Origin of the sequence: Niallia alba (assembly GCF_012933555.1) — a bacterium.
GTDB lineage: Bacteria > Bacillota > Bacilli > Bacillales > Cytobacillaceae > Niallia > Niallia alba.
Window position 1 is genome coordinate 3,109,711 of record NZ_JABBPK010000001.1, and the last position, 12,624, is coordinate 3,122,334.

At 34.3% G+C, this 12,624-nt stretch carries 14 protein-coding genes and 1 riboswitch; of the genes, 4 read left to right on the top strand and 10 right to left on the bottom strand.

The window, feature by feature from the left end; genetic code table 11:
* Positions 1-167 precede the first annotated feature (167 nt).
* The 3 genes from HHU08_RS14935 to HHU08_RS14945 are packed head-to-tail and all read left to right on the top strand — an operon-like array spanning position 168 to position 1,269.
* Complete coding sequence (locus HHU08_RS14935) at positions 168-383, top strand: spore coat associated protein CotJA (protein WP_016203148.1); 216 nt, start codon at positions 168-170, stop codon at positions 381-383.
* A gap of 14 nt (positions 384-397) precedes the next feature.
* Positions 398-658 (top strand): spore coat protein CotJB, encoded by a 261-nt coding sequence (locus HHU08_RS14940; RefSeq protein WP_016203149.1) that lies wholly within the window; start codon positions 398-400, stop codon positions 656-658.
* Between the two features lie 41 nt (positions 659-699).
* Positions 700-1,269, top strand: coding sequence for a manganese catalase family protein (locus HHU08_RS14945; RefSeq protein WP_016203150.1), 570 nt, complete (start codon positions 700-702; stop codon positions 1,267-1,269).
* Positions 1,270-1,393: 124 nt separating this feature from the next.
* On the opposite strand, the gene HHU08_RS14950 is transcribed toward HHU08_RS14945, so the two are convergent.
* The 5 genes from HHU08_RS14950 to HHU08_RS14970 form a co-directional block, all read right to left on the bottom strand.
* Positions 1,394-1,852 carry a DUF2663 family protein gene (locus tag HHU08_RS14950; RefSeq protein ID WP_016203151.1) on the bottom strand — a complete coding sequence of 153 codons (459 nt, stop codon included), beginning with the start codon at positions 1,850-1,852 and terminating at the stop codon, positions 1,394-1,396.
* A 105-nt stretch (positions 1,853-1,957) separates the two neighbouring features.
* Entirely contained in the window at positions 1,958-2,683 is a 726-nt protein-coding gene (locus tag HHU08_RS14955; RefSeq protein WP_169188788.1) for a LysM peptidoglycan-binding domain-containing protein, read from the bottom strand.
* Positions 2,684-2,911: 228 nt separating this feature from the next.
* Positions 2,912-3,496: a CPBP family intramembrane glutamic endopeptidase gene (locus HHU08_RS14960; RefSeq protein WP_016203153.1), complete on the bottom strand. Its 585-nt coding sequence runs from the start codon at positions 3,494-3,496 to the stop codon at positions 2,912-2,914.
* 9 nt (positions 3,497-3,505) lie between these two features.
* Entirely contained in the window at positions 3,506-4,999 is a 1,494-nt protein-coding gene (locus HHU08_RS14965; RefSeq protein ID WP_016203154.1) for a RecQ family ATP-dependent DNA helicase, read from the bottom strand.
* Positions 4,996-6,045, bottom strand: coding sequence for a helix-turn-helix domain-containing protein (locus HHU08_RS14970; protein WP_205835622.1), 1,050 nt, complete (start codon positions 6,043-6,045; stop codon positions 4,996-4,998). Before HHU08_RS14970 ends, HHU08_RS14965 begins: the two co-directional genes overlap by 4 nt.
* Positions 6,046-6,341: 296 nt before the next feature.
* Between HHU08_RS14970 and HHU08_RS14975 the strand changes: the two genes are divergently transcribed.
* Positions 6,342-6,590 (top strand): ferredoxin, encoded by a 249-nt coding sequence (locus tag HHU08_RS14975; RefSeq protein ID WP_016203156.1) that lies wholly within the window; start codon positions 6,342-6,344, stop codon positions 6,588-6,590.
* A 121-nt stretch (positions 6,591-6,711) separates the two neighbouring features.
* Here the strand turns inward: HHU08_RS14975 and HHU08_RS14980 are convergent, their stop codons facing one another.
* The 5 genes from HHU08_RS14980 to sigX all read right to left on the bottom strand — a co-directional run bounded on the left by HHU08_RS14980 (position 6,712) and on the right by sigX (position 12,509).
* Positions 6,712-7,293: an ECF transporter S component gene (locus HHU08_RS14980; RefSeq protein WP_101730944.1), complete on the bottom strand. Its 582-nt coding sequence runs from the start codon at positions 7,291-7,293 to the stop codon at positions 6,712-6,714.
* Positions 7,294-7,462: 169 nt separating this feature from the next.
* Positions 7,463-7,598, bottom strand: a riboswitch (FMN riboswitch).
* Between the two features lie 460 nt (positions 7,599-8,058).
* Positions 8,059-8,838, bottom strand: a complete 780-nt coding sequence (locus HHU08_RS14985) for a M23 family metallopeptidase (protein ID WP_169188789.1) — start codon at positions 8,836-8,838, stop codon at positions 8,059-8,061.
* A gap of 608 nt (positions 8,839-9,446) precedes the next feature.
* On the bottom strand, positions 9,447-10,571 hold the full coding sequence (locus HHU08_RS14990) for an IS4 family transposase (protein WP_100525935.1): 1,125 nt from the start codon (positions 10,569-10,571) through the stop codon (positions 9,447-9,449).
* A 218-nt stretch (positions 10,572-10,789) separates the two neighbouring features.
* Positions 10,790-11,968: a GerMN domain-containing protein gene (locus HHU08_RS14995; protein ID WP_101730942.1), complete on the bottom strand. Its 1,179-nt coding sequence runs from the start codon at positions 11,966-11,968 to the stop codon at positions 10,790-10,792.
* Complete coding sequence (gene sigX / locus HHU08_RS15000) at positions 11,946-12,509, bottom strand: RNA polymerase sigma factor SigX (RefSeq protein WP_145999713.1); 564 nt, start codon at positions 12,507-12,509, stop codon at positions 11,946-11,948. Before sigX ends, HHU08_RS14995 begins: the two co-directional genes overlap by 23 nt.
* Between the last annotated feature and the right edge of the window lie 115 nt (positions 12,510-12,624).

The following is a 12,624-nucleotide window of genomic DNA, read 5'->3' on the forward strand; positions in this document are numbered from 1 at the left end:
CGATTGCTGAATATTTATCGGCAAAATATAAAGTTGCCCGCTTTTTTTACCTTTTAAATGTTTTTTACTAAAACAACAAGGGTAGTTGAAGCTTTTTTAAAAGCAAGCATGGAAATAAAAATTTTATCATAGGATGTAAAGTAAACCCCAGAAAAGGAGGGAATTCTATGCCGTCATTCTACAAAGAATATCACCCTTATATCAGCCCATTTGATCCTTGTCCACCAATAAAAACAAAAGTATATTCAACCCCGCCGAATTTATACTTAGGTTTTCAGCCACCACATCTTCCTCAGTTTAGTCCAATGGAAGCATTAAAAGCAGGAACCTTATGGAAAACATTTTACGATCCTTACTACGGTCCTAACGAAAAAAAGAGCTAAGGGAGTGATATTGAATGAAGCAGCTTCCACCGGAATACTATCAATTATTAGAACAACTCCAAGCAATCGATTTTGTACTAGTTGAACTCACCTTATACTTAGATACCCACCATTATGATCAAGATGCCATTAATCAATTTAATCATTATGTGAAAGAACGTGAAAAGTTCAAAAAATTATATGAAAGTAACTATGGTCCTTTATTGCAATATGGAAACAGCCCATCTGGTTCACCATGGGATTGGGATTCTGCCCCTTGGCCTTGGCAAGTATGATGTCAAAAATTTAATTTTGCGATAAAGGAGAATGGAATCTTATGTGGTTATATGAAAAAAAATTACAATACCCCGTAAAAGTAAGTACTTGCAATCCAATGCTTGCCAAATTTTTAATTGAACAATATGGAGGTGCTGATGGAGAACTTGCAGCAGCATTAAGATACTTAAATCAGCGGTACTCTATACCTGATCGCGTTATTGGATTATTAACAGACATAGGTACAGAAGAATTTGCTCATTTAGAAATGATCGCTACCATGATATATAAATTAACAAAAGATGCTACACCCGAACAACTAAAGGCAGCCGGTATAGGTGACCACTATGTTAATCATGACCATGCGCTATTCTATCATGATGCTTCCGGCAACCCTTGGACTGCCGCTTATATTCAAGCAAAAGGTGATCCAATTGCTGATCTTTATGAAGATATAGCAGCCGAGGAGAAGGCAAGAGCGACATACCAATGGATCATCAATATGAGTGATGATCCTGATTTAAATGATAGTCTCCGTTTTCTAAGAGAACGCGAAATCGTACACTCTCAACGTTTTAGAGAAGCAGTTGAAATTATTAAAGAAGATCGCCAGCAACGAAAGATTTTTTAATTATGTTTTTTCTTATATAGACAAAAAGATACCTCCTTTATTTAGGTATCTTTTTGTCTATTTATTCTTTTAAACAGCTTTAATTTTTGACTAATTAGTATATTTTTCTGCAACAACCTATTTTTTACTTAGCTTGATGAAATAAATTAATATCATAGGTATTTTTGATTGTATTATATATTTCATGACGGACATTCCAAGTCTCACTATTTCCGAATAGATCTTTGCTTTTATCGATAAATTCACAACGAAGATCATGGAACTCCTTTTCCGCTTTATCCCTTTTTTGCCTAACGACATTCATATATCCAAAAGCACCTATAATTAATAGGAGAATATATAAATTCAACGTTTCTTGAACATACACAGAAAACATGACTGCGAATGAATGGGAATACGGGATAGCAATGTGCTTATACAACCAAATGAAATAACAAAAAGCAGCAAAGATTGTAAACCACATAACCAGTAAATGCCTGTTTTTTAACTTATCATATTTTTCTTTTTTCTCTATAATTTTCAGCAAAACTTTTTTTGTTGTTCCATCTAACTCATAGCTTTCAGGGAAGATCGAGCGTTCCATAGTCACTCCCTCCTTTAAATAGCACATGTTAAATTTATAAATCTAACACTTAAATCATGCTTTATTTAACTATATGTAGATAAAGGACAAGTTAGAATAGAATTATTATGGTTCGATTACAATTTTTAACGTTTGCCCGAGTTGAACCTGATCTGATGTCATATTATTGGCTGCTTTGATTTTTTCCATCCCATTTCCACTAGGATAATATTTTAATGCAATTCGATATAAATTTTCTCCTTTTGCTACTGTATGATAGACAATCTTTTCTTTAGAATTAGTTTGCTGAGTGTCTTCTTCCGTTTTCTTTTCTTCTTCCTTCGGTACATTATTTACCGGTTCCTCAGAATCAGTCTTATTTTCTTTGGATTTATCCTCTTCTTGTTCTATATCATTTTCTTTTATATTATCTGTTGCTATCTCTTCTTCTTCAACTGTTGAATTACTTTCTATCACTATATCCTCTTGTTCATCCCCCTTATCGTCACTGGGTGTTTCATCATTATTATTCATTCGATTTTCTTTTTGAATATTAACATTTTCAAATAACCCAGTCGTACTTTCTGTTGATAAAAGATTGGAAAAATCTTTCCCATTTAACAAACTATTTATTAATAATAAGGTTACTGGTAATAAAATAAATAAAAATGCTAATAAGCTTATTACCGGTATTTTTATTTTTTTCTTTTTATTCTTATGAACAGTACTTCTTGAAGGTAAAGACGATTCCTTCTCTTGGAGTTTTTCTGTTGCTTCTTCTTCATTTGTCACTTTCTTTAATCGTTGTTTCTGTGTTTCTGCTTGAACCCTGTATGGATCTTCTTTTTTCATAAACATCCCATCCTTACAATTCCCCATAATTTCCTAAACATAAAGTGAAACTTCCATCAGTGGGGTTTTCCTTCCTCCCCCCACTGATGGTTAGTTAAGCCAATCGGACTTTACGGACAGTTGATCTCCCACCTATTCCTCGTATCCTCATAAGCTTGAGGCGGAAGTCTTACTGTCCATTAAGAGTGGGATAAAGCAGCTGCTTCACAAAGCGTACTCTTTTTATCTTTAACCCTTTTGAAATAAATTGAACCGAATAATACAGCCAAGCAGGAAATCGATAAGAAAATGCATGATGACTGTAACCCAAAGATTTTCTGTCACTTCAAATAGCACACCAATTCCAATACTTACTAATACTACATTGGTAAATAAAAACGGATTAAATAAATAGCGATAATGCAGAATGGCAAAAAGGAGACAGCTTAATAACAAACCTATATTTGACTGTATTACCCCTCTAAAAAGTAATTCTTCGCTAAACGCTACAATTAATGCTATGAACGCAATATGTAATGGATGTCTATTTTGAAAAACCCGCTTATTCACACCGCCATCATCATGGTACTGTTCAGTAAAACGACGCATTAATAAAATATCTATCCCTACTACTACTAACCCAGCTATAATACCAATGATAAAATCTGTTCGTTCATACTTAAAAACTTTAGTAATGGGGGGGTTCGAATGAAAAACGATAATATGCAGAATAAAAGCTACAATTATGAGTATAACCTGTGTCATATAAACATTTTTTAATAGTTCACGGTCTGTCAATTGGTTAATTAATGCTGTATATTTTGCTTTATTCATCGACATTGCCTACTTTTTAATATTTAAAATAAAAGCTAACTGTTCCTGCCAATCCACCTGTACTTTATGTTGATTGGTGTTTCTGCTGTTAAAGAAAGCAGATAAATCCAATCCACATCTATCACAGCAATTTTCTTTGTCTTTGCTTTCGTACTTTTCTCCGAAATAATCCATTATATACATTCTTCGACAAGATGCAGAATGTAACCAGCCAATAAGCTCTTGGACTTTTTGTTTTTTTTCCGTTACGCGCTCATTCCTAAAATTATTATACATTTCAAGCGAACTCAATAATTCTGGTACTGTTTTATTATTCGGTTCCAAATAAGACTCCAACACACGCCACTGTGTTTCTGTAAATAACATTTCTAATTGGAAACCTTCTTTTTTCTGCCAAGCTTCAAAAGTTGGATATTTTTTCAGAGATAATTTCCATTTATTTATTTGTAATTCATCTGCTAACTCTGACTCGATTAACTGATAAGCAATCCACTCATCCCCAGGAGTGTAGAGAATGAATGAAACACTCTGACGCCCATCTCTTCCCGCTCTACCAATTTCCTGTAAATAAGACTCCAATTGTGTTGGCAGATGAAAATGAATAATGAAGCGAATATCTTCCTTATTAATCCCCATACCAAATGCACTAGTAGCACAGATTACGTCTAACTGTCCTGTTTGAAATTGCTGCTGTACTAGGATTCGATCTTCCTGTGACATCCCGCCATGATAAGCCATCATGCGTTTTGAAGATCTTTCCTTCAAAAAAGCTGCCGTTTGTTCAGCCAGCTTTTTACTGGAGAAATACACAATCCCTTGTCCATCTAGTTTTTGAATATAGTCAAGAAGCTTTTCCATTTTTTCTTGACCGTGTACTAACTCTTCAATATTAATCGCAATATTGGGGCGATCAACGGAATAAATAATCTCCTCTACCTCATCTAAGTGTAAGGAGTTAATTATATCTTTACGAATCTCTTCCGTTGCGGTTGCAGTTAAGGCTAACGTCAATGGATTATTCAATTTTTGTCGAATATACCCTAATTTTTGATAATCTGGTCGAAAATCATACCCCCATTGTGAAATGCAATGTGCTTCATCGATAACAAAAAGACTAATTTCCATTCTTTGAAGCTTATCAAGAATATATGGTAAGGAAATCATTTCTGGGGAAATAAAAATATACTTATATTGACTAATTTGTCGTAGTACTCTACTCTTCTCTACCGAGGTAAGGAAAGAATTTAAAGCAACAACTCTTTTTTCCCCTTTCATCTTCATTTGTTCTACTTGATCCTGCATCAAAGATAACAAAGGAGAGATAATAATCACTGCTCCCTCCAGAATTCTCCCTGGCAACTGATAACATAATGACTTTCCAGTTCCCGTAGGTAACATAGCTAAAGTATGCTTTTGCTTCAAAATGGATTGGATTGTTTCTTTTTGTCCACTTCGAAAATGACTTAGTTGATAATACTTTCTTAATGCTGCTTCTAAATTCATGAAAAATCACCGTACCCTGCCATCACAGCACGTATTTCAAAATAAGAAACATCTGATAATTGTTGTTTTATTACCTTTAAAGATTTAGAAGATGATTGTTGAATACAAGCTTTTATTTTTATTATGTTTTCGTTACTTACTAAATTACGAATGGGATAGTCAGGGACATTTAATAAAATTTCAATTATATGATCTTCTATTGTACTTTGCTTTAAATTTCTTACCACAACAATATCATCAATACTATAGCCTTTTTGTATAAAATCAAACGTCTTTGCTGTTGACTCTGTTAGTGTAAATGGTTTCTTACTTTCCTTAATCAATTGGCTTAACAGTGGATATTCCTCCTTATTTGATAGGATTTTTTCTATCATAAAATGAAGAATAGCAAGGAAGGATAGCTGATAATAATCTGGATCCATATTCAATTCTAAAGCAACTTGTTCTCCAGTAAGTCCTATTCTATGAATCCCTGTTAATCGGTTTATGAGAATGGAAGGATTCAATTCTTCCTCTTCTAGACATTTAACTAATTCTTGATACAGATAGTGATTGATTTCACTTCTTTCCAAAGAAACAGTATGTAATGTATCTTTTAGCCACAGTTGTGTAACAAGATTTCTCTGGACTGGCATATAACGTATACTTTTTTCCGACAAGTGGGAAGAAACTTGGACGAATAAAGATAATCTTTCCCAAAAGGGGAGTGTAAACGAATGATACCTCCAGCCTTTTAAATGAAGTGATAAAGGATTCGCTTTTAATAACTTATCTAATTCTAGTTTTCTACATTCTTTAATTAAATAGTGATTTTCTCCTGTTTTTTCAAGCCAATCCTCTTGAATCAATTCATACACAACTTGATCCAGTTTTTCTCTTGTTAATACAGGAAATGCCTGAAATAAGGAGGTCAACTGAAAAATATGAATATCTTGGATAGTTTGGGATGATTTTTTTCCATTCAATATATGAAGAATAGAGTATATTGTCCTTTCTCCATTCATTTTATATAAACAATTTAGAATTAATATTTTTATAAAGGACATATTTTCATCTTCCTCTGTCGTTTGACAAATTTTGTTGAAATTTGTTTGTAACATTTCTTTTATTTTACCATGAATTTTATTGTTTAGTGAACTTTGTAATCATATAATATGTTGATTTTCAAGATAGAAAACGGTTGAGTTTTTGACTATTTTAAGAAAAGTAACTCCGACTTTCTACTTTTTATCTGTCTTTTATATTGAAAAGTTAAAGATTCAGTCTTACAATAAGATAATAGTAAGGAGTATGCTAGTCATGTATATACTCCGTATGAATAACACTGGAGGTTTTTTTACTCATGGCAAAATATACAATTGTTGATAAAGACACATGTATTGCATGTGGAGCTTGTGGAGCAGCAGCACCTGATATTTACGACTACGATGACGAAGGTATTGCTTTCGTTATGTTAGATGATAATCAAGGAACTGTTGAAGTTCCTGAAGTATTACTCGATGATATGTTAGATGCTTTTGAAGGTTGTCCAACAGATTCGATTAAAGTTGCAGACGAGTCCTTTGATGGTGATGCACTAAAATACGAATAATCCCTCTTTATCATAAACAGAGCAGAAAGGATTCCTTTCTGCTCTTTTCAATTCAACTTTTACAACTAACAAAACAAGAAAGGCAGTTCAGAAATTACTGAACTGCCTTTCTCCTATTATGTTATACATTTCTAGATGGGATTTGTTTATTAATCCAGACACCCATTTTTGAGAATACTAGTGCAAAAATTAAAGAAATGATTATTCCCTTTAACAAATTAAATGGAATAATGGCAGAAAGAATTGTTTTTTTCAATATTGTAGTGTCAGTCGGTATATTCATTAATGCATTATAAAATGGCAACATGATAAAGTAATTAAACAGACTTAACAACGCGGTCATTATTAAAACACTTAACCCTAAACCAATTACCATACCTTTTTTGGATTTAATTTTATTATAAATAAAGTAAGTCGGTAAAATAAATGAAATCCCTGCTATAAAGTTTGCGAAATGACCTACTGGAACTCCAGTATCACTTCCTGTAATTAAATAATCTAATATATTTTTTATCAACTCTACTAAGATTCCCGCTGCTGGACCTAAGATAAGCGCAGCAACTAAGGCAGGAATATCACTAAAATCAACTTTTAAATAGCTTGGAAACGGTGGAATTGGAAATTTAAGCATCATCAGCACATAAGCTAAGCTACTCATCATTCCTATTAAAACATACTTTCTTACATTCATTTTTTTCTTCATTTTCTTCTCTCCTTCTTTTTAGGATCCATCTACCTAAGAAGAAAGATTCAGCAATTTATTAAGATGCGGCAAATAAAAACCCTCAAGCCATATTATACTTGAGGGAGTAGTTTAAAGGTACGCACACTTAATAAACGTTCTTATAGAATATTTTGAACGATTGCAGAACCTCCATCTTCTCCCATCCAGACTTTACTGTCGGTTTTGGAATTTCACCAAATCAACCTACCGTAGTAGGGTCACGGACTTTGAGTATATAACTCATCACCGTCGGTCGGGAATTTCACCCTGCCCCGAAGATAGACCAATATTAATTTGTTTACATTAGTTATTATACATTAAACAATAACGATTTGTGAAGAAGTTTGCTTATAACTTCATACATTGTTCACATTTTCACATTATAATATACATTCATTTCAAAAGGCTGTTTTCGTAAAGTTTGTTGCGATTACCCACAGCCGGAATACACTTCGCTTTCCGTGGGGCTAAGCTTGAGCCTCCTCACTTCGCCTCCGGGGTATCAGACTGTCTCGCTAATCCCCGTGGCATCTTCGTGTATTCCGGCTGCTCCATTTTCCCAACTAATTCTTTTTTCCTATTGAAAAACAACAATCCTTTAGAAAACAGTCTTTCAAAAAGAGTTCACAAAATACTATTACACTTGCATTACTCGATAGTATCTTGTGAACTCTTTTCGCAGAAAATTCTTCCAACACTTAACCTATTTACCTACATAATATACGTTTCTTCCCTTATCGGCTTCTATGTATAATCCTCACTTTTTTCCTCTATAAGATGCTTACTACTTTTTAAATAAATACTTGCTTTTTTATATGGGATGGTTGTAAATTCAGACTCATCCTCTTCCAAGTTTATTTCCATTTCTTTCATACTTCTCCTTATGTATTCCTCTTCCCATTTTTTTTCTTCCTCTTGCACCAAGTCCGCCATAGGAGAATGAATAGGCTCTTCTATTGGTTCTGATACTACTTCCTCTATTTCTTCTTCCTGCTCTGCTATTTTTACAGTCTGTCCTACCTCAACATCTCCTAACACCAAAATTGGATTGATTGCATTTTCTTTTGCAACAGTCCATTCTTTATTATGTATTTCAAAATGTAAATGGACTCCCGATGAATATCCTGTATTGCCCATTTCACCTATTAACTCACCCTTTTTCACCAATTGCTTTTCTTCTACAAATCGTTTGTTTAAATGTGCATAGACTGTTTCCAAATCATTTTCGTGCTTCACAAAAATAACATTTCCATACGATTGAGAGTAATAAGACCTTGTTACAATCCCTTCATCTACAGCATACACTTCAGAACCTAGTTCTCCAGCAATATCTATTCCTTTATGTGTACCGTTCCTTGTATTAAAGGTATCCGTTATGATCCCTTCACTTGGCCAAGTCCAGGCCTTTGTTCGTTCTGATAGGGAGATCGATTGTGCTTGTGAATGTTTCCCCCCTATAAATAATAAACTAATAAACAATAACATTATAGCTGCTATAAGTATTCTCCTAATATAGTCTCCCATTTAGTTATCCTCCTATTCCGCTTGTATTAAAAAGATCATTTCTTGCCTTTAAGAGCAGGAATTGAAGTGAATTCCTCCTTCACTGCTCCTTAAAAATAGAAAAATCTCCTTCTTCCTTACAGGAATACAGATTCGCTCCATGATTTTAGTATGTAAAATGCGTACTTCTAAAAAAACTGTCCCCACTCCCATCTTCTCTTTCAACTTATGAGTACATGTTAATTGTTAGAACTATAGAATATTCAGGAATAAAGTGAAACTTCCATCAGTGGAGGCTTTCCTTCCCCACTGATGGTTAGTTGAACCAATCGGACCTTTACGGACAGTTCATCTCCCACCTATGCTTGAGGGGAGAGTCTTACTGTCCGTTAAGAGCGTGATAAAATGTAATTTCCATTTATTCAAATAAAGCTAAGAAGATTTATCAACAAAAATAACAAAATTTATTTTATGTATTTATACTCACTAACGTCGCATAAATTCTAACTGAATATTCTGTTTTCTGATATTCCCGTTTGAGAAGAAAAACGAAGACACGCGAACAGAGGTAGTAATCATCCATTTTTTTACTATAACCTTTGGCGAGGGCGACAGAAACGGTTAAACCTTTACGGGACAGCTCTTCCTGCTATTTTTCGAATCCAAATACGTGCTGGTTTCCAGGGTGCTGCTTTTAGCCACCGACTGATTTGTAAGTACGTCCGTGAACTATTTGTACTCAGCTGAGCCAGTACATGTAAACAGTAGACGATCATCGCGATGTACACTTGATTATGCACAGCTTGTTCGCTTTGTCCGTAGAACTTTTTGATGTTTAAATGTTGCTTCATCCACTTGAAAAACAGCTCGATTGCCCAGCGTGATTTATACAATTCAGCGATTTCATCTGCACTCAAGTCGAAGCGATTCGTTATGAGGTGTAACTCATTTCCTTTTGAATCCAACACTTTCAATTGTCTGAATTCATTACCTGCTCGACTTTGTGCTGTGCCCAAGGAAATCATTTCATCTGATAAAACGGTTGAATCTTTTGGAAGATCAAATTCCTCGATTTGATGAGTTACAGCGTTTTTCCGCAAGCGTGAAACGAAGAAGTAACCATCGTCGGTCATGCGGTCGAATCGCTCGTAATCCAAGTAGCCACGGTCAAAGACGTACATGCACTCTTTGTCGTCAACGAGTACTTCTAGCTGACCTCGATCATGTTCGATCGCATTCGTTAACACCGCTTTGTCTGGATAGGAACAACCCTTTTCTAAGTAAACAAGACGTAAATGAAGCTTAATGCCTGACTTTGTTTTGCGGAACTTAGCCCATTTATGATTGTTCAAATTCAGTGGCAACGTACTCGAGTCGATGATTTTCAGTGGTGTTGTCATTTTACGTCGCTTATCAAAATCCGTTTTCTCATGAATTTGCGCGACTAAATCTAGAAACACCTGCTGGAACACCTCTGTCGGTACTTGATTTAATCGACGTCCTAATTGTGAAAAGCTAATCGATTCCAAATTCGTTGCTTTTTGTAGGTCGTCTGAAAACAATGTATCACTGACAGCACGCAGACTTTCGGTTTCATTCAGCTGCGCAAACAGCAGTAATTTCAGGAATGAAGCGATGTGTAGCTTCTTTGTATAGTAATTTAATTGATGGGTTTCAACCAATTCTTCAAGTTTTGTGGAGGAAATCGGTGAAAACCATTGTTCAAATGATGTTTTTCGTGTAAACTTATCCATGCTTATGTCCTTTATGTTGGATTTGGATGGTTTACTACCGTCCAACCATTATAAAGGATTTTTTTGTGTATCATTAATATTACAGAAAATTCAGATTTCCGGAAGGCGTTGTATTATTTTAATGCGACGCTAGTGATTTATACTCTTTTTATTCTATTTTTTTATCTTTAAAAAATATCAAAAAGGAGCATCCGTTATATATTGGATACTCCTTTTTATTATTGCTCTATGTCTACTTTATTAGCAGCAAGTGGAACAGCTAATTCGTTTGTTAGTGATAGTCCACCTACTTCTTTAACCTTGGTATTCTCAAACTTAACCGAAGAATATTTAAATTCCTTTGCTGTTAAAAGTATCGATTCAATAGCATGTAACGTTTTTTGATCTTCTTGCATATTACTTTCATTTGAGAGATGGACAATTAATTGTCCCTTATTCTCATCTTTTGAAACCTTATCAATATCAATAGTATCAGGAATTGATGCCGTTAAACCATGTGTTTCAATATCATCTTCCATTGCCTCAAAAGCATTTTCAATTGAATCATAAGGTTTTTCCCAAGGGACATATAATGGTTGGTTGTCTGATTCACCATTTAACAGAAAGTAAGCTCTATTTTCTAAAGGTTGATATTCTATCGTTGTTTCTTCCCTGTTTCCTAGTACTGCCCCGCGCTTTCCATTTGTATAAAACTCCATTTTCTTCGCACCAATTGTTTGCAATTGTTGCTGAACCATTGTATTAAAAAAGTCTTCAGAGTGAGAACCAAAGTTTGAAAATTCTTGTTTTACATTAACTTCAATATTATTTTCACTAAAATCGTAGGATAATAGCTCTGGACTAATAGGTAAAGAACCACTTAACTGTTTATTTACGCCTATCACTTTCTTCACATTTTGTACATATAGGTCAAACCTAGATAAATGGTTTGGATTGGCCACTAAAATACTAATTGGAACAACTACTTGGACATTTACATCAGGAATCGGATAAGTTAACAATTCCAGATCGCCTACATCTTCCTTATAAATAGCCGTTGAGGTGGGTGATGTTACCATTTCTGCTTGTTGATCTGCTATATCAAAATTTTGATCTGCCTTCTTTTCTGCCTCCTCTGCGCTTTCTGTTTTTATCATCACAGAGTTTTCTGCAGATTTCTTTTCACTATTAAATGAATTGATACTATTGCTATCAAAGAAACTTTGACTAATTATAAATAGAAGCATAATCGTACCTATTGTAGCCAATATAGGCATGAGTCTTCTCGATTTTCGCTCAAATTTCTTTTTTGTTTGAATAGTACGATAGATAAACTCCGCGCTTCGCTCATCTTTTATAGATGGCATATGCTTAAGTACATGTATGATTTTTTCATCATTCCATTTTTGTTTCTGCATAAGGATCCTCCTTTCCATCGTCTTCTAAAATGGTACGTAGTGCCTTTAATGCTCGATGCTGTGTAGTTTTCACTTTACTTTCAGTCCACCCTAATGCTTTGGCAGTTTCAGAAATGGATAGTTCTTGAATATACCTAAATACAATAACCATGCGCTGGTCTACTGTACAATATTGTAATGCATGATAAACACCTTTCACTTCTTCAGCCTGCAGTGCGATTTCTTCAGGAAGAAACCCATCCGCTTTGATTTCCTGTTTGGACCAGTCAAACTTATCCATGATACGTTCTTTCCAATTTTTTTGTTTACGAAAATGGTCTATTGCAACATTTCTGGCAATACTAAACAACCATGTTTTCTCGGTACTTTTCCCCTCAAAGCGATGATAAGATTTCAGGACACGAATATATACTTCTTGCACTAGATCTTCCGCCGTTTCTTTATGATTTACCATGTAAAATAAAAATTGAAAAACGTCATGATGATACTTATTATAGATTTCATCAAAAACGGAGTTCATCTTATTCCCTCCCCCGTTCAATATATTAGTCGTATTTTAATTTAATTAGTTTCATTCATTCGTATGTATATTCTACTTTTCTTTTATCCCTTCGTAAAAACACAATAAAAAAGGAGTCCAGAAAAGTTTGACCTCA

Excerpts from the sequence above, each read along its gene's own strand:
- HHU08_RS14935 (WP_016203148.1), top strand. The coding sequence starts at position 168 with ATGCCGTCATTCTACAAAGAATATCACCCTTATATCAGCCCATTTGAT.
- HHU08_RS14940 (WP_016203149.1), top strand. The coding sequence starts at position 398 with ATGAAGCAGCTTCCACCGGAATACTATCAATTATTAGAACAACTCCAA.
- HHU08_RS14945 (WP_016203150.1), top strand. The coding sequence starts at position 700 with ATGTGGTTATATGAAAAAAAATTACAATACCCCGTAAAAGTAAGTACT.
- HHU08_RS14950 (WP_016203151.1), bottom strand. The coding sequence starts at position 1,852 with ATGGAACGCTCGATCTTCCCTGAAAGCTATGAGTTAGATGGAACAACA.
- HHU08_RS14955 (WP_169188788.1), bottom strand. The coding sequence starts at position 2,683 with ATGAAAAAAGAAGATCCATACAGGGTTCAAGCAGAAACACAGAAACAA.
- HHU08_RS14960 (WP_016203153.1), bottom strand. The coding sequence starts at position 3,496 with ATGAATAAAGCAAAATATACAGCATTAATTAACCAATTGACAGACCGT.
- HHU08_RS14965 (WP_016203154.1), bottom strand. The coding sequence starts at position 4,999 with ATGAATTTAGAAGCAGCATTAAGAAAGTATTATCAACTAAGTCATTTT.
- HHU08_RS14970 (WP_205835622.1), bottom strand. The coding sequence starts at position 6,045 with ATGTCCTTTATAAAAATATTAATTCTAAATTGTTTATATAAAATGAAT.
- HHU08_RS14975 (WP_016203156.1), top strand. The coding sequence starts at position 6,342 with ATGGCAAAATATACAATTGTTGATAAAGACACATGTATTGCATGTGGA.
- HHU08_RS14980 (WP_101730944.1), bottom strand. The coding sequence starts at position 7,293 with ATGAAGAAAAAAATGAATGTAAGAAAGTATGTTTTAATAGGAATGATG.
- HHU08_RS14985 (WP_169188789.1), bottom strand. The coding sequence starts at position 8,838 with ATGGGAGACTATATTAGGAGAATACTTATAGCAGCTATAATGTTATTG.
- HHU08_RS14990 (WP_100525935.1), bottom strand. The coding sequence starts at position 10,571 with ATGGATAAGTTTACACGAAAAACATCATTTGAACAATGGTTTTCACCG.
- HHU08_RS14995 (WP_101730942.1), bottom strand. The coding sequence starts at position 11,968 with ATGCAGAAACAAAAATGGAATGATGAAAAAATCATACATGTACTTAAG.